Here is a 14,402-nt window from a genome sequence, read left to right on the forward strand (position 1 = left end):
GCCTGGGTCAGGGCGCCGGTGGGGTCGGGCAGCGGCGGCAGGCCCACCTGACGCAGGAGCGGCTGAAGCAGCGGTGACATGGCGGCGCCGGCGGCGTCCGGCGGGACGAAGCTGGCGCCTGTCCTAGCGTGACCCTCAGCGCACGCCCTGCTTGATCAGCCAGGCCTGCAGCTGGGCTCCCGCCAGTCGGGGGGATACCCGGGGAAGCTCCCGCAAGGGGCCGTCGGCTCCGGCCGCCACCGCCAGCACGGGCACGGCCAGCCCATAGCGCCCCTGCAGGGCCGGATCGGTGTCCACGTCGATCAGCTGCAGGGGCTGGGGGGGATCCAGCGCCTGCAGTTTCTCCTCGAGGCCCTCGCAGAGGCAGCAGCCCTGGCGCGTGAACAGCAGCAGCTCCTGCATCAGTCCGGAACCGGGTCGCAGCCGCAGGGGGTGAAGGGATGGCAGCGGCAGACGCGCTTCACGGTCAGCCAGCCGCCGCGCCAGGGTCCGTGGCGGCTGATCGCCTCAAGCCCGTAGGCGCTGCAGCTGGGGATGAAGCGGCAGCGGGGGCCGAGCAGGGGGGAGATCCAGCGGCGGTAGGCGCCGATCAGGGCCAGCAGCAGGGCAGCCACGGCGGCCGAGAGGGGGGAGGCCGGAGCGGCCGGCAGGGCGCCCTGGAGGAGGCCGGGACCGTCGCCGCCTAGGGTGGGTGGTTGGCGCAGCACGCGCGGGCATCCGGGTTACCCCAGCATGCCGCAGCCGTGACCCTCGCCGTCCCCACCTCCGATCCCTTCCCTTATGTCTCGCTACCGCGGCCCTCGCCTGAGGATCACGCGGCGCTTGGGGGACCTTCCCGGTCTCACCCGTAAGGCCGCCAAACGGTCTTATCCCCCCGGTCAGCACGGCCAAGCCCGTCGCAAGCGCTCCGAATACGCGATCCGTCTCGAAGAAAAGCAGAAACTGCGTTTCAACTACGGCATTTCCGAACGTCAGCTGGTGCGCTACGTGAAGAAAGCCCGTGCCCAGGAGGGTTCCACCGGAACCAACCTGCTCAAGCTGCTCGAGAACCGTCTCGACAACATCTGTTTCCGCCTTGGCCTCGGTCCCACCGTTCCCGGTGCCCGCCAGCTGGTGAACCATGGCCACGTCACCGTGAACGGCCGGGTGGTGGACATCCCCAGCTATCAGTGCAGGGCCGGCGACGTGGTCGCCATCCGCGAGCGCAAGTGCAGCAAGGCCCTGGCCGAAGCCAACCTGGCCTTCCCCGGCCTGGCCAACATCCCGCCCCACCTCGAGTTCGACAAGGCCAAGATGACCGCCAAGGTGGGCGGCCGCATCGAGCGGGAATGGGTCGCCCTCGAGATCAACGAACTGCTGGTGGTGGAGTTCTACAGCCGCAAGGTCTGAGCCCCTTCCCGATCCGAACCCTTCCCAGCCCCCGCCTACCAGTGGGGGCTTTTTGTGGCCTATGATCGCAAGCCATCAGAAAGAGAGCATGGACAAACGAATTGTCCTGGTCGCCAATCTTCCCTGTTCCGCAGGCACCTACCTCTTTCACTACATCGCCAAAGCGCTGGATGGGAACGCCTGGCTCACCGGCGAGACCAACCCTTACTCCTACAATCCGCCAACAACGTATTTCCCGGAAGATCCCTTGCATCGGGTTCGCGCCCTGGAGCTGTTCACCAGAGCCGAAGCCCTTCAGGAGTACCAACGACGACTTGATCTGCTCGTCGACAGATTCCTCGCCAATCCCGATGCTTCCGTGCTGATGATCCGCGACCACAGCTTCGGCGAAGGCTGGAGATTCCGCCATTTCCCAGATGGTTCCGCCGCACCAAGCCTGGTGGAGATGCTTGGCGACCGCCAGATTCCCCATACCTGCATCTACACCCATCGCGACCCGTTCGACACCTGACTCGCCATGGGTCGCTCCTTCTCCTCGATGGCGAACGCGTTTAAGCGCATCGATGACTACGCAGACTTTTACTTCCATAGCTGGCTGGCCTGGAGCAACCACAGCCATCCCCTCATCAACCTGCACATCGAGACCCTGGCCCGGCATGAGCAGCGGGAAAGGAACCGGATCCGTTCAGCAGTTCTTGGCGAAGCCGCCGCATCCCGTCTGCAAGCGGCGGAACAACCGATCCAGATTTCGCGCGCCGAGATGGGCTCCGGGGCCAGTGGCCGCCGAGCCGAGCGCCCACGGCTCATGAAGCGCCACCCCTTCACCACCGCAGTCTTCCGCGAAGCCACGCACGCACGGTCGCTGCACCGATTGCGCGAGGCCCTGGGCTATGGCGACCCCATCGCCATGACGGCAAGGACGAGACTCTCCTGCCTGATGCAGGACCTGAAGGCCGCCGCCCGTCGCCTCAAGCAGGGACTCTCCTCAGCCACGCGTTGATGCCCGCGGCCGGCGGCATCCGCCGCGGCTAGGTATGGGCGCAGACGGCCTCGTTCTGCGGACCCGAAGCGATGGGCGCCAGCTTCACCGACCACTTCGGCTCCGTCTCAGGGGCGTACGCCCATTACCGGCCCACCTATCCGGCGGCCCTGTTCGACTGGCTGGCGGCGGTGGCCCCCGCCCGCCAGCGGGCCTGGGACTGCGCCACCGGCACGGGCCAGGCCGCCATCGGCCTGGCCGCCCATTTCGCCGAGGTGGTGGCCACCGACGCCAGCGCCTCCCAGCTGGCCGCTGCCCGTCCCGCTCCCGGTGTGCACTACCGACTGGCGGCGGCGGAGGGCTCCGGCCTGGAGGCGGACAGCGTCGATCTGGTCACGGTGGCCCAGGCGCTGCACTGGTTTGACCAGCCCCGGTTCTTCCGGGAGGTGGAGCGGGTGCTGCGCCCCGGCGGGGTGCTGGCCGTCTGGAGCTACGGCATCCCCGAGCTGGAGGGGGAGGGGCCCGATGCGCTCCTGCAGCACTTCTACGCCGACATCGTCGGCCCCTACTGGCCCCCTGAGAAGGCGCAGGTGGAGAACGGCTACCGCGACCTGGTGCTGCCCTTCGAATGCCTGGAGGCCCCGCCCTTCGCCATGGAAGCCACCTGGACCCTGGAGCAGCTGCTCGGCTACGGCTCCAGCTGGTCGGCCAGCGCCCGCTACCGGGCCGCCCTGGGCCACGACCCCATCGAACGGCTGCGTCCGCCCCTGGCGGCCGCCTGGGGGGCGGCGGAGACACCACGGCGCCTGCATTGGCCGCTGACGATCAAGGCGTCGCGACTGGGCTGGGCGTAGGGGTTGCGGAGAGCGCCTGAATCTGCTGCAGGTAGCTCCGGTAGGTGGGCGAACCGGTGGCGGCGTAATTCAGGTTCCGGTAGAGACCCGTGAGCTGGGTGTAATAGTCCCGGGCGGCCTTCTTGTCGGTGAACGTGGGGTCATGGTGGAGCAGATCGAAGACCAGATCAAAGGAGGTCTTCTGGCGTTCCAGGGGCGTGGTGGAATCCACCGCATCAAAGGCATCCTGCTGCAGATAGACCATGTCCAGGAACAGGGCCTTCTGGAAGACGACGAAATCCTCCAGGCTCACCCCCTCCTCCCCCGTCACCTGGATCATCTGGCTGACTCGGTCGCCCTCCTTGAGCAACCCGTTCATCTCGGCGACGCGGCCCACCCAGTCCGGCGAAAGATGCTGGGAGAACCAGCCTTCCAGCTGCTGGAAATAGCGTGACCAGGACAGCAGGATGTCGACGGCGGGGTAGAAGCGCTTGTAGGCCCGCTCCGCACTCAGCCCCAGGAAGGCCTTGACGGTGCCGAGGGTGCACTGGGTGACCGGCTCCTCGAAATTCCCCCCCGCCGGCGACACCGTGCCGATCATGGTGAGGCTGCCGACGGAGCCATCAGAGGTGCGGATGATGCCGGCCCGCTCGTAGACGCTCTTGATCGAGGAATCGAGATAGGCGGGGAAGGCCTCTTCGCCGGGAATCTCCTCCAGCCGACCGGAGGTTTCGCGCATCGCCTGGGCCCAGCGGGAGGTGGAATCGGCGATCAACAGCACGTTGTAGCCCATCTGGCGGTAGTACTCCCCCAAGGTGAGCCCGGTGTAGATGGAGGCCTCCCTGGCCGCCACCGGCATCGAGGAGGTGTTGCAGATGATGATGGTGCGATCCATCAGCGAACCGCCGGTCTTGGGGTCGGACAATTTGGGGAATTCGGTGATCGTTTCCACCACCTCCCCGGCCCGTTCCCCGCAGGCCACCACCAGCACGATGTCCACATCGGAATGGCGCGAGATCAGGTTCTGGAGCACGGTCTTGCCGGCGCCGAAGGGGCCCGGGATGCAGCCGGTGCCGCCGCGGGCGATGGGCAGAAAGGTGTCGATGATCCGCTGGGTGGTGATCATCGGCTCCTGGGGGTAGAGCCGCTCGCAGCGGTTCGTCTCCAGCAGCGCCTGGGGCAGGGCGCGCCGCACCGGCCACTGCTGGGTGAGGGTGAGTGGCCGTGGGGTGCCGCTGCCCTCACGGATCCGGGCCACCGCCGTATCGATCGTGAAACTCCCCTGTTGAATCCAGTCCAGGGTGACCGGCCCCTGCTGATCGAAGGGAACCATGATCTTGTGGCTGAAGCGGCCCTCCTGGACGGTGCCGATCACGTCTCCGGCATGGAGGGTGTCACCGATCTTGGCCCTGGGCTGAAACGACCACATCTTCTCCCGATCCAGGGGCGACACATCGGCACCACGGGGCAGAAACGTTCCGTAGCCGGCGGCGATCTGGGCCAGGGGATTCTGCAGGCCGTCGTAGACCAGTCCCAGCAGGCCGGGGCCGAGCGTCACGGAGAGCTGCTCACCGGTCTGCTCCACCGGATCACCGATGCCGACGCCCTTGGTGCTTTCAAACACCTGGGCATCGGCCAGCCGGCCCCGCACCCGCAGAATCTCGGCTTTCAGCTTCTCCTGGCGTGCATCCCCGCGACGCTGCAGACAGATATAGATCACCTCATTCTTGAGCAGGGGCCGTGGCTGTGTCTCCGCCATCTGAATCGTGACCAGATCATCCTGCACGGCAACCACGCTGGCGGGATGGTATTCAACAAAGGGCTCCATGCTGCTGTTCATTGAGATACACCCGAAACAATTTCTCTGTGGCTGCCGAGGCCCGCATCAACGAGCTTCCGAAACCGATCAACGGCAACATCTCCGTTGTAGCATGACCAACGACTGACCAGACTCCAGCGCGCGAGATAGATGATCAGCGCTTCGAAGTCGAACGTATGGCCAGCTCCAAGGCGATCAAGCATGGCCCAGACAACGGAGAACTGCAACTTCTCGAAGCCGATCAGATCGTCCTTCTCCAGCAGGTCATGCGCCTGCCTGACCCAGGGAAAGATCACCTCCAGTTGGAAGGTGGGTGCGCCCCAGTTGCGCTCGATCAAGCCGACCCATTCTCCGAATCCCCAGACCTCCCCGATGGGCGGCTGGGCTTCGCCGCGCCGGCGGCGGCGAAAGGCCGCCACGATCGTGCGCATCTCCAGGCGCTGCGTCACCAGGCGCCGCAGGGTGGGGTTGCGGTAGGCCGCCAGGAAGCGATGGGCCTCCGCGATGAACGCCGGGTCGGTGCGATCCAGCGGCTGGGACGGCCAGGCGATCAGATTGGCGATCTGCTCGAGGGCCTGAAGATCCGCCGCCTCCAGCAGGCCCAGGCGACTTTCCAGCTTGAGTCTGGAAATCGGCGGTGCCGTCGCTTCGAACAACGACCCGAGCGGCGGCAGGCTGGCCATCAGCACGACGTACTTCATCGGGCCCTCACTTCACCACCCCCTCCAGCAGGGCACGGAACCGGGGCTGCAGGTGGGCCAGCAGGGTCTGGGCGATCGCCGCATCGGTGAGATCGAGAACCACATCACGGTCCACCAGTCGCAGCTTCAGCCCGGCCTGGGATCCCTTCGCCACCCCGAAGCCGACCCCCTCCCGCAGCAGCCCCCGGGCGGTGAGACGCACGAAGCGGCTGAGGATGCCCTGCTCCAGCTCCTCCGGATGCTGGCTGAGTTCGGCCAGACCGGCGATCCGACGCGGGAGCAGCACCTCCACCTGCTGGGACTGGTCGGCCTCCGGGCGGAGCGTGCCGACGATCTCCAGGATCATCCGCTCCAGGATCTCCTGCTTCTCCTGCTCCTCACCGACGAGCTGGCGCACCTCACCGGTGAAGCGGTCGCTGAGCTGGGCCTTGAGCGCCAGGTTGGCGTCGCGGAAGGCCAGCTCCAGGGCCTGCTGACCCGACGTCTGCAGCGATTCGGCCTCCTTGCGGGCCCGATCGACGATCTGTCGGGCCTGCTCCTCGGCCTGCGCCACCAGGGCAGCGGCCTTGGCCCGGGCCTCCTGCAGCAGCGCATCGGCCTCGGCCCGGCCCTTCTCCACACCCTGATCCCGCAGGCGTCCAATCAACTCCTCCACACCCGAGGCCACCGCCAGGGGAGTGTCGTGCCGGAGCTTCTTCGGGTTGGCCATGGGAACTGCCCGGCTGGGGAGAAACGTCGGAAAGGATGGGAGAACGGAGATGCCGGAGCGCGGCCGGCGCTCGGACAGCCCTACTTGGGGATGCCCCCGGCCGCCACCAGGGCGAAGACAAAGGCAAAGACGGCGAACCCCTCGACGATCGCCGCCGGGGCCAGGGACAGGCCGAAGATCTCCGGCTTGGCCTTGGAGCCGGAAATGGCGGAGGCGCAGCACAGCCCCTGGTAGATCGCCGCCATCAGGAAGGCCAGCCCCGACAGCAGGCCGATGCCGAAGAGTCCGCCGGAATTCGCCGGTGTCACCGGCCGGTTGAGGATGAACATCACGACGATGCCGTAGATCGACATCGACGACGGCAGGGCGGAGAGGCCGACGAATCGTCCGTAGCCGCTGCTGACCTCCATCATGGCGCCGATCGCCGCCTGGCCCGCCGTCGTGCAACCGATGGAGGCACCGATCGCCGCCAGGGCCACCGGCGCGTAGATGCCGATCCAGCCCAGGACCAGAATGGTGGTGTCGTTGTTCATGAGGCCGTCTCCTTTTTGCTGAAGGGTGCGAAGGGATAGCCTTCCTCGTCAAGGCTCCAGTTGAAGAATTCGATGAAGTTGAGCCGCAGGCCGTGGACAAAGCCGCTGATGATGGCCAGCAACAGATTGATGCCATGACCCAGGACCAGGATCAGCAGCGCAATCAGCACCCCAAGAGGCACATCGGAGCGGTAGACCTCGGCCGCCAGTTGATTGAACGTCAGGGCCAGAGAGGCACTAGCCAAGCCTAGGGCAAACAGCCGCAGGTAACTCATCACGTCGCCAAAAAGTTTGGAGAGTTCCGCCAGTGAGGACAGCCCGTCCAAGAGACGCAACAGCAGGGCCCCCGGACCGTTGATCGGTCGCTCGCTGCTCAGCAACAGGATGGTGAGCAGCCCGCCACTGCCGAGGCCCAGGGCCAGATCCCGGGCTGCCGGCGCGGCCCCGCCAAGGTAGAGCGTGAGGCCCGCCAGGATGATCGCGATCCAGCCGATGGGCTTGGCGCGCTCGGCGATCGAAACCCCGCGCACCGCCACGATCCCATTGGCCAGGATCAGATGCAGGCCGCCCACCACCAGCGACACCTTCATCATCGCGTTGAAATCATCGAGATTCAGCACCCGAAGATGGGCCAGGAAGGATCCGGCCGGGGGAGGAGCCCCGAAGTAACTTCCGGCCAGCATCCCGTAGAGCAGCGAGAACAGCAGACCGACCGCCGCCAGGACGCGGAACCGCCGCGAGGACGGCCGGGTTCCCATGCCCCTCCAGAACGTGGCGAGCAGCACACCCAGCACCAGGGCATAGCCCGCATCCGCCAGGATCATGGCGAAGAAGATGGCGAAGGAGAAAAAGACGACGACCGAGGGATCCCAGTCGCGATAGCCCGGCGTCTCATAGAAGGTGACGAGATCTTCCCCGCCCGCCAGCAGATCCGGGTTCGTCATCAAGGTGGGAGGTGAATCCTCCGCCGCCGGACTTTCGGCCCAGCAGGCCAGACCCATCCGCTCGGCAAAGGCGGTGAGTCGGGGCAGGTCATGACGCGGCATCCAGCCCTGCACCTGGATGACGGGACCGAGGTCGGCGGTCTTCTCACCGGCCTGTCGGAGGGCCACCTGCTCATCGGCACGGATGAGGTGCTTGGAGAGCAGAAAGATCCAGCGGCTGAGGGCGACATGCTCGGCCTCGATGTCATCCAGCTCAACATGGGCCCGGTCGAGCTCGGCCCTCAGATCCTCCGGGGACTCGGACCCGACGTGGGACCGCTGGACCGGCAGGAGGGTCTGATCGGGTTCCTGTTCGGCGATCAGCACCACGTAGGCGTGCCTGGGGCTGGCGTGGATCCGCTGCCATGGCAGCGCCAGCCCATCGAGGGCCTGCTGGAAGGCCGCCAGCCGGGAATGGGGCACCCGATAGAACCACAGGCGCAGGCCAGCGAGCTCCTGCCGCTCGGGCAGCCGGAAGTTTCCCCAGGGGGCCAGTTCGGCGAGATGGTGGCGCAGCGCCAGAATCCTGTCCTCGGCGACGCGCTTGCGCGCCCGGTTCGCCAGGGCCTTCGCCACCACGGCATCGAGCTGGAAGGTGGGATCGACCTTCAGCGGATAGCGGCGCTGGCGCACGTCCATCAGATAGCGCAGCGCCTCGCGGGCTTCCACATCCGGCTGAGAGGCCGTGAAATCAGCAGGCCCCTCCGCAGCACCCAGGGCCATCAGATGCAGGCAGCCAAGGGATTGCAGACCCTCCAGGACGGCCTGCTTCTCCGCCGCCAGGGCGAAGATCGACACCTTGGCCAGGGCGACGATCGTCATGGCGTCTGGTGCTCCTTCTTGCGCTTGGCAATCTTGGAATTGACCACAGCCGCCCGTTCGGCATCGGCCAGAACAATGGCGATCCTGCGAATGTTCTGCCGTGCCCGCGGAATCAGCACTTTGTCGAACAAGTTGTAGCGTTGGGTGACGATCCGTTCCGCCTGTTCGAGCCGTTCCACGCGGCGTCGGGCCACCTGGACGCGAACGGTCTGCTCCATGGCCTGCTGGAGCACAACCACCAGGGCGTCCACCCAGAACGGCTTGGTGAGGACGCCATAGGGGCTGACCCGGAACGTGAGGCTCTGGAGAACCGGCAGCCGGGTGCCCATCAGATTCTCCTCGCCGATCTCCAGCGTCGCGATCGTCACCAGATCCGTCAGATCGATCGACGGATTGGCGACCATCGGCAGCCTGGCGGCCACATCCGGCTCGATCGCCGCCGCCCTGTCGAGGGCCTCGGCCAGCTGACGCCGGGCCTTCTCCCGCTCCGCCCCGATCTGGCGACGCTTCATGTCCAGCGACGGCAGGACATCCACAAAGGTCCGCAGCAGGGACTTCTCCTTCGACAGGGAAGCCTTGGTGAGCGAGAGCCTGGCCATCGAAACTACGGGGAGGGTGGCGGGGGCGGCGTCGCCCCAGGGAAGTACTTGTCGATCAGGTCCTGCTTCATCAGCAGCTCACTGGGCTGAAAGCATTCGGCCAGCGTCGTCCAGGCCAGGTCGAGCGCATCCTCGAGGGAGATGTCGACATTGATGTCCATGAACCTGGTCTTGAACAGGCCGCCGAACTTGATCAGCCGCTGGTCGAGATCGGAGAGCTCGAACGCCATCGCCTGCTTCTGTTCCGCATCCCGCGCTCCGGAGTACAGCCGGATGCACGTGTTCATGATCTGGTTGTGGTCCTCGCGGGTGACCTTGCCGATCACGTTCTGCTTGAGGCGGGAGAGGGAGCCGAAGGGGTCGAGAACCCCATCGTGCAGATAGAACTGGCCTTCCGTGATGTAGCCCGTGTTGTCGGGCACGGGGTGGGTGATGTCGTCGCCGGGCATGGTGGTGACCGTGAGCAGCGTCACCGAGCCGCCCTTGGCGTAGTCGGCCGCCTTCTCGTAGCGGCGGGCCAGCTGGGAATAGAGATCACCCGGATAGCCCCGATTGGCCGGGACCTGGTCCATGGCGATGCTGATCTCCTTGAGGGCATCGGCGAAGGAGGTCATGTCGGTGAGCAGCACCAGCACCCGCTTGCCCTCCTGGACGGCGAACCGCTCGGCCACCGCCAGGGCCATGTCCGGAATCAGCAGGCGCTCAACGATCGGATCGGAGGCCAGGTTGACGAACATGACCGTGCGGGCGAAGACGCCGGCGTCCTCGAAGGTCTGGCGAAAGGCGTAATAGTCATCGAAGATCAGCCCCAGGCCCCCGAACACCACCACATCGGCATCGGCCTGGATGCCGATCCGGGCGAGGAAGGCGTTGAAGGGCTCCCCGGAGACAGAAAAGATCGGAATCTTCTGACTCTCCACCAGACAGTTGAAGACATCGATCATCGGCACATTCGTGCGGATCATCCTGGAGGCCAGAACCCGGCACATCGGATTGACCGAAGGTCCGCCGATGGGCACCTTGGGATCCTCCGCAAGCCCGGGGCCGCCATCGATCGGTTCACCGGTGCCCCGAAACACCCGCCCGAGGATGTTGCTGGAGTAGGTGGCCTCCATCGGATGGCCCAGAAAATGCACCGCCGAGTCGGTGGCCACCCCCTTGGTGCCGCGAAACACCTGCAGTGACACGGAGTCCTGCTTCAGGGCGATCACCTGCGCCAGGGAGGAGGTCCCATCGTGGTTCTGGACCACGGCCAGATCGTTGAACCGGGGCGCGCCATCCGTCTGGGTGGCGTCGGCCGGCACCTCGACCCGGAGAATATCACCGACGATTTCCAGGATCTTCGAATAACTGACCAGGGAGGCGGGCATGGGGAGGGCGACCGGAGGGGCTGGGGCAGGGCCGTCTGAACGCTGGTCTGTTCTCTGCCGTCAGTGTAATCAGCAACGCCGAAAAACCATCGGGATAAGGTTTGTTTTTCATGGCTGCCTTAACCAGATGACGTGGCTAGGGTGAAGGGTTGCGGCAGTCCCCTCGAAGCCTTGACTGGCGGCGAGTCGTGACCCATGCCTGACGAATGGGCATGAAGAAGAGGCCCAACGCGTGGTTTACGAATGATGGCGACCGGATCCAGGGCCGCAGTCAGGCGACCTAACACTGGAAACGAGGCCAGGAGAGAAGGGAATGGAGAAGCAGGACTTCCTTGAACGCGCCAGAACATTCGCCAGGCCCTTCCGGATCGAGGATGGAAAGGGTTTCCATCTCAAAGACTTTGATCCTGCCGATACATTGCACCTGGATCAGGAAGACAAACCCCGGGCCCAGGAGGCGCTCACCATGGGGGTGCAGATGCTGGCGCACTTCCAGGATCTGCTCTACGCGCAGGATCGCTACGCCCTGCTGTTGATCTTTCAGGCGATGGATGCGGCGGGCAAGGACGGCACCATCAAGCATGTGATGAGTGGGGTCAATCCCCAGGGATGTCAGGTGACTTCGTTCAAGGCACCCTCCTCGGTGGATCTGGACCATGATTTCCTGTGGCGATCGAACAATGCCCTGCCGGAAAGGGGCCGGATCGGCATCTTCAACCGCAGCTACTATGAAGAAACGCTGGTGGTTCGGGTGCATCCGGAGATGCTGGCCCGGCAGACGCTTCCGGCCGATCGCGTCACCAAGCACATCTGGGAGGAGCGATTCCAGGACATCAGGAACTACGAAACCTACCTCAATAACAACGGCATTATTGTCCGGAAGTTCTTTCTGAACGTCTCCAGGAAGGAGCAGCGCAAGCGCTTCCTCGAGCGCCTCGACCGCCCCGAGAAGAACTGGAAGTTCTCCGCCAACGACATCAAGGAACGGGCGTTCTGGGATGACTACATGGACGCTTACAACGAAACCATCCGGCACACCGCCAGCCGCCACGCTCCCTGGTATGTCGTGCCCGCCGACAACAAGTGGTTCACCCGCATCGCCGTGGCGGCCGCCATCATCGAAACCCTGGATTCCCTGCACCTGCATGTTCCCGAGCTGAGCCCGGAAGGCCGGGCCCAGCTGGAGGCGGCCCGGGCCGTGCTGGAGAAAGACTGAGCCCCGCGCCCACGGGGGGCGGCGTCAGCCGCCGATCAGGGTCTCCAGGGCCGCCGTGACGTCGTCCTGGCGCATCAGCGCCTCCCCCACCAGCACCGCGTCGGCGCCGGCTCCGACGGCCCGATCAAGATCCTGGCGGCTGAACAGGCCCGATTCGCTCACCAGCAGGGCGCCGCGGGCACGCACCTGCTCGCCGAAGCGGTCCATCAGTTGTTCGGTGGTGGCCAGATCCACCGTGAAGCTGGCCAGATCGCGGTTGTTGATGCCGATCAGGTTGACACCCTCCAGCTGCAGCACCCGCTCCATCTCGGCCCCGTCGTGCACCTCCACCAGCACCGCCAGCCCCAGGCCCCTGGCCACCTTGAGCAGATAGGCCAGATCCTGGTCGGTGAGGATCGCCGCGATCAGCAGGGCCGCGTCGGCCCCGGCGGCCCGGGCCTGAAACAGCTGGTAGGGGGTGAGGATGAAGTCCTTGCAGAGCAGGGGCAGCTCCACCGCCTCCCGCACCGCCACCAGCACCTCGAAGCCCCCCTGGAAGAAGCGCTTGTCGGTGAGCACCGACAGGCAACTGGCGCCGCCGTCCCGGTAGCCCCGGGCGATGGCGACGGGGTCGAAGTCCTCCCGGATCACCCCCTTGCTGGGGCTGGCCTTCTTGATCTCGGCGATCACCGCCGGTTTGCGGCAGCCGGCCCGCAGGGCCGCGGCGAAGTCCCGGGTGGGTGGCAGCTCGGCCACCTGCTGTTTGAGGGACTCCAGGCTCACCCGCTCCCGGGCGGCGGTCACTTCCCGGTCCTTCTCCCAGACGATCTCCTCGAGGATGTGGCGGGGGCTCTCCTCGGGGTGGGGCGTGCCGAATTCCAGGTGGGCCACCCGCACCGAGGGGTTGGGGGGCCGGCGACGGATCTCCATCTCAGGCGCCCACCGCCGTGGCCAGGCTGGCGGCCGCCTGCTTGTAGGCCACTTCCACCACCTCGCTCAGGGTGGGGTGGGTGTGCACCTCGCTGGCCAGCTGCCGCACCCCCTGGCGCCGGGCCACCGCATTGGCGATCTCCTGGATCAGGTCGGCGGCATGGAGGCCGTAGATGTGGGCCCCCAGCACTTCGCCGGTGTCCTTGCGGAACAGCAGCTTGAGCAGGCCGTCGCTCTCCAGTTCGGCCAGGGCCTTGGAGTTGGCCTTGAAGTAGCTGCGCACAGCTCCCAGCTCGAAGCCCTCGGCGGCGGCCAGCTCCTTGGCATCCGCTTCCGACAGCCCCACCGAGCTGATCTCCGGGTGGGTGAAGGTGGCGGCGGGGATCGAGCGGTAATCGATGCGGCGGGCGTGGCCAAGGATGTTCTCGATCGCCACCGTGCCCTGGGCGGCGGCGGTGTGGGCCAGCATCATTTTTCCGGTCACGTCACCGACGGCCCACAGGTGGGGCACCGGTGCCCCGTTCGCCAGCACCCGCAGGCCATCGTCGACGGGGATGTAGCCCCGGTTGGTCTCCACCCCCACGCTGGCCAGGTTGAGGTCCTTGCTCACGGGCACCCGGCCGGTGGCCACCAGCACCGCGTCCACCTCCAGGGTCTCCACCGGCTCGCGGCTGGCCATGTCCACCAGTTCGATCTTCACCGGGCAGCCGGGGGTGATCCTGCTGGCCAGCACACCGGAGCGGGCGTCGATGTCACGGCCATCGATCAGGTGGCGGGCAGCGATCTTGGCGATGTCCGGATCGAAGGTGGGCATCACCCGGTCGAGCGCCTCGATCATCGTCACCTCACAGCCCAGGGCCGTGTAGACGTCGGCGAACTCCAGGCCGATGTAGCCGCTGCCGATGATCGTGATCCAGCGGGGCAGCCACTCCAGGTTGATGGCCTCGTCGCTGGTGAACACGGTGCGGCCGTCGGTCTCGATGCCGGGGGGCACAAAGGGATCGGAGCCGGTGGCGATGATCACCTCGCGGGCCGCATAGACCCGCTCCACGCCGCTGGCCTCGCGCACCGCCACCCGCTGGGGGCCGTCGAGGCGTCCCTTGCCCCGCAGGATCGTGGTGCCGGCCCGCTCCAGCGTCTTGGTGAGATTGGTGCGGATCGTGGCCACCAGCTGGGCGGCATGGTCGGCGATCTTCTGGCGCTCGAAGCGCACCGGCGCTGCATGGATGCCGAAACCCTTGAGGTGCTCGGCGTCAGCCAGCTCCCGCACCCGGCCGCTGGCCGCCAGCAGGGCCTTGGAGGGCACGCAGCCCCGGTTGACGCAGGTGCCTCCCATGTCGCGGGATTCGACGATCGCCACCTTCAGGCCATGGTCGGCGCCGTGCTTGGCCGCATCGAAACCGCCATACCCGGCACCGATCACGATCACGTCGAAATCGAACCCGGAGGGAGGGGAGGCGGGTGCTGCGGTCACCGGACGGGGCTGCATGGGTAGCGGCATTCTCCCCTGTCAGGCCCCGGGCCGGCCGTGGGCCTGGCG

The 14,402-nt window shown here is 66.3% G+C and carries 16 protein-coding genes; 5 read left to right on the plus strand and 11 right to left on the minus strand.

The window, feature by feature from the left end:
- Window positions 1-135: 135 nt before the first annotated feature.
- The gene (locus tag VB734_RS13300; protein ID WP_323243505.1) at window positions 136-402 is read right to left on the minus strand and encodes a glutaredoxin family protein; all 267 of its coding nucleotides are present in this window, start codon (window positions 400-402) and stop codon (window positions 136-138) included.
- Window positions 402-650, minus strand: a complete 249-nt coding sequence (yidD, locus tag VB734_RS13305) for a membrane protein insertion efficiency factor YidD (protein ID WP_159816079.1) — start codon at window positions 648-650, stop codon at window positions 402-404. Before yidD ends, VB734_RS13300 begins: the two co-directional genes overlap by 1 nt.
- A gap of 130 nt (window positions 651-780) precedes the next feature.
- Between yidD and rpsD the strand changes: the two genes are divergently transcribed.
- The 4 genes from rpsD (at window position 781) to VB734_RS13325 (ending at window position 3,222) form a co-directional block, all read left to right on the plus strand.
- Window positions 781-1,389 carry a 30S ribosomal protein S4 gene (gene rpsD / locus VB734_RS13310; protein WP_094585400.1) on the plus strand — a complete coding sequence of 203 codons (609 nt, stop codon included), beginning with the start codon at window positions 781-783 and terminating at the stop codon, window positions 1,387-1,389.
- A gap of 61 nt (window positions 1,390-1,450) precedes the next feature.
- A complete protein-coding gene (locus tag VB734_RS13315; protein ID WP_323243506.1) occupies window positions 1,451-1,900 on the plus strand; it encodes a hypothetical protein in 450 nt (149 codons plus the stop codon).
- Window positions 1,901-1,906: 6 nt separating this feature from the next.
- Window positions 1,907-2,389: a hypothetical protein gene (locus tag VB734_RS13320; protein ID WP_323243507.1), complete on the plus strand. Its 483-nt coding sequence runs from the start codon at window positions 1,907-1,909 to the stop codon at window positions 2,387-2,389.
- A gap of 71 nt (window positions 2,390-2,460) precedes the next feature.
- Window positions 2,461-3,222 (plus strand): class I SAM-dependent methyltransferase, encoded by a 762-nt coding sequence (locus VB734_RS13325; RefSeq protein WP_323243508.1) that lies wholly within the window; start codon window positions 2,461-2,463, stop codon window positions 3,220-3,222.
- Here the strand turns inward: VB734_RS13325 and VB734_RS13330 are convergent.
- The 7 genes from VB734_RS13330 to VB734_RS13360 form a co-directional block, all read right to left on the minus strand.
- Window positions 3,194-4,996, minus strand: a complete 1,803-nt coding sequence (locus VB734_RS13330) for a V-type ATP synthase subunit A (protein ID WP_323243509.1) — start codon at window positions 4,994-4,996, stop codon at window positions 3,194-3,196. The genes VB734_RS13325 and VB734_RS13330 overlap by 29 nt on opposite strands.
- A gap of 41 nt (window positions 4,997-5,037) precedes the next feature.
- On the minus strand, window positions 5,038-5,721 hold the full coding sequence (locus VB734_RS13335) for a hypothetical protein (RefSeq protein WP_323243510.1): 684 nt from the start codon (window positions 5,719-5,721) through the stop codon (window positions 5,038-5,040).
- A 7-nt stretch (window positions 5,722-5,728) separates the two neighbouring features.
- Window positions 5,729-6,430: a hypothetical protein gene (locus VB734_RS13340; protein ID WP_323243511.1), complete on the minus strand. Its 702-nt coding sequence runs from the start codon at window positions 6,428-6,430 to the stop codon at window positions 5,729-5,731.
- Between the two features lie 80 nt (window positions 6,431-6,510).
- Window positions 6,511-6,963 carry an ATP synthase subunit C gene (locus VB734_RS13345; protein ID WP_323243512.1) on the minus strand — a complete coding sequence of 151 codons (453 nt, stop codon included), beginning with the start codon at window positions 6,961-6,963 and terminating at the stop codon, window positions 6,511-6,513.
- On the minus strand, window positions 6,960-8,768 hold the full coding sequence (locus tag VB734_RS13350) for a V-type ATP synthase subunit I (protein ID WP_323243513.1): 1,809 nt from the start codon (window positions 8,766-8,768) through the stop codon (window positions 6,960-6,962). The genes VB734_RS13345 and VB734_RS13350 overlap by 4 nt, the downstream gene beginning before the upstream one ends.
- Entirely contained in the window at window positions 8,765-9,367 is a 603-nt protein-coding gene (locus VB734_RS13355; protein ID WP_323243514.1) for a V-type ATP synthase subunit D, read from the minus strand. Before VB734_RS13355 ends, VB734_RS13350 begins: the two co-directional genes overlap by 4 nt.
- 5 nt (window positions 9,368-9,372) lie before the next feature.
- Window positions 9,373-10,737: a V-type ATP synthase subunit B gene (locus tag VB734_RS13360; protein ID WP_323243515.1), complete on the minus strand. Its 1,365-nt coding sequence runs from the start codon at window positions 10,735-10,737 to the stop codon at window positions 9,373-9,375.
- A gap of 313 nt (window positions 10,738-11,050) precedes the next feature.
- Here VB734_RS13360 and VB734_RS13365 point away from each other — a divergent pair, with 313 nt between their 5' ends.
- On the plus strand, window positions 11,051-11,953 hold the full coding sequence (locus VB734_RS13365; protein WP_323243516.1) for a polyphosphate kinase 2 family protein: 903 nt from the start codon (window positions 11,051-11,053) through the stop codon (window positions 11,951-11,953).
- 24 nt (window positions 11,954-11,977) lie between these two features.
- On the opposite strand, the gene trpC is transcribed toward VB734_RS13365, so the two are convergent.
- Window positions 11,978-12,862 carry an indole-3-glycerol phosphate synthase TrpC gene (gene trpC, locus VB734_RS13370; protein WP_323243517.1) on the minus strand — a complete coding sequence of 295 codons (885 nt, stop codon included), beginning with the start codon at window positions 12,860-12,862 and terminating at the stop codon, window positions 11,978-11,980.
- A 1-nt stretch (window position 12,863) separates the two neighbouring features.
- Window positions 12,864-14,351 carry a dihydrolipoyl dehydrogenase gene (locus VB734_RS13375; RefSeq protein ID WP_323243518.1) on the minus strand — a complete coding sequence of 496 codons (1,488 nt, stop codon included), beginning with the start codon at window positions 14,349-14,351 and terminating at the stop codon, window positions 12,864-12,866.
- Between the last annotated feature and the right edge of the window lie 51 nt (window positions 14,352-14,402).

The sequence above is a fragment of the Synechococcus sp. BA-124 BA4 genome (assembly GCF_034931165.1).

Bases quoted from the DNA above. Each gene is read 5' to 3' on its own strand.
- VB734_RS13300 (WP_323243505.1), bottom strand. From the start codon at position 402: ATGCAGGAGCTGCTGCTGTTCACGCGCCAGGGCTGCTGCCTCTGCGAG.
- rpsD (WP_094585400.1), top strand. From the start codon at position 781: ATGTCTCGCTACCGCGGCCCTCGCCTGAGGATCACGCGGCGCTTGGGG.
- VB734_RS13315 (WP_323243506.1), top strand. From the start codon at position 1,451: ATGATCGCAAGCCATCAGAAAGAGAGCATGGACAAACGAATTGTCCTG.
- VB734_RS13320 (WP_323243507.1), top strand. From the start codon at position 1,907: ATGGGTCGCTCCTTCTCCTCGATGGCGAACGCGTTTAAGCGCATCGAT.
- VB734_RS13325 (WP_323243508.1), top strand. From the start codon at position 2,461: ATGGGCGCCAGCTTCACCGACCACTTCGGCTCCGTCTCAGGGGCGTAC.
- VB734_RS13335 (WP_323243510.1), bottom strand. From the start codon at position 5,721: ATGAAGTACGTCGTGCTGATGGCCAGCCTGCCGCCGCTCGGGTCGTTG.
- VB734_RS13340 (WP_323243511.1), bottom strand. From the start codon at position 6,430: ATGGCCAACCCGAAGAAGCTCCGGCACGACACTCCCCTGGCGGTGGCC.
- VB734_RS13345 (WP_323243512.1), bottom strand. From the start codon at position 6,963: ATGAACAACGACACCACCATTCTGGTCCTGGGCTGGATCGGCATCTAC.
- VB734_RS13350 (WP_323243513.1), bottom strand. From the start codon at position 8,768: ATGACGATCGTCGCCCTGGCCAAGGTGTCGATCTTCGCCCTGGCGGCG.
- VB734_RS13355 (WP_323243514.1), bottom strand. From the start codon at position 9,367: ATGGCCAGGCTCTCGCTCACCAAGGCTTCCCTGTCGAAGGAGAAGTCC.
- VB734_RS13360 (WP_323243515.1), bottom strand. From the start codon at position 10,737: ATGCCCGCCTCCCTGGTCAGTTATTCGAAGATCCTGGAAATCGTCGGT.
- VB734_RS13365 (WP_323243516.1), top strand. From the start codon at position 11,051: ATGGAGAAGCAGGACTTCCTTGAACGCGCCAGAACATTCGCCAGGCCC.
- trpC (WP_323243517.1), bottom strand. From the start codon at position 12,862: ATGGAGATCCGTCGCCGGCCCCCCAACCCCTCGGTGCGGGTGGCCCAC.
- VB734_RS13375 (WP_323243518.1), bottom strand. From the start codon at position 14,351: ATGCAGCCCCGTCCGGTGACCGCAGCACCCGCCTCCCCTCCCTCCGGG.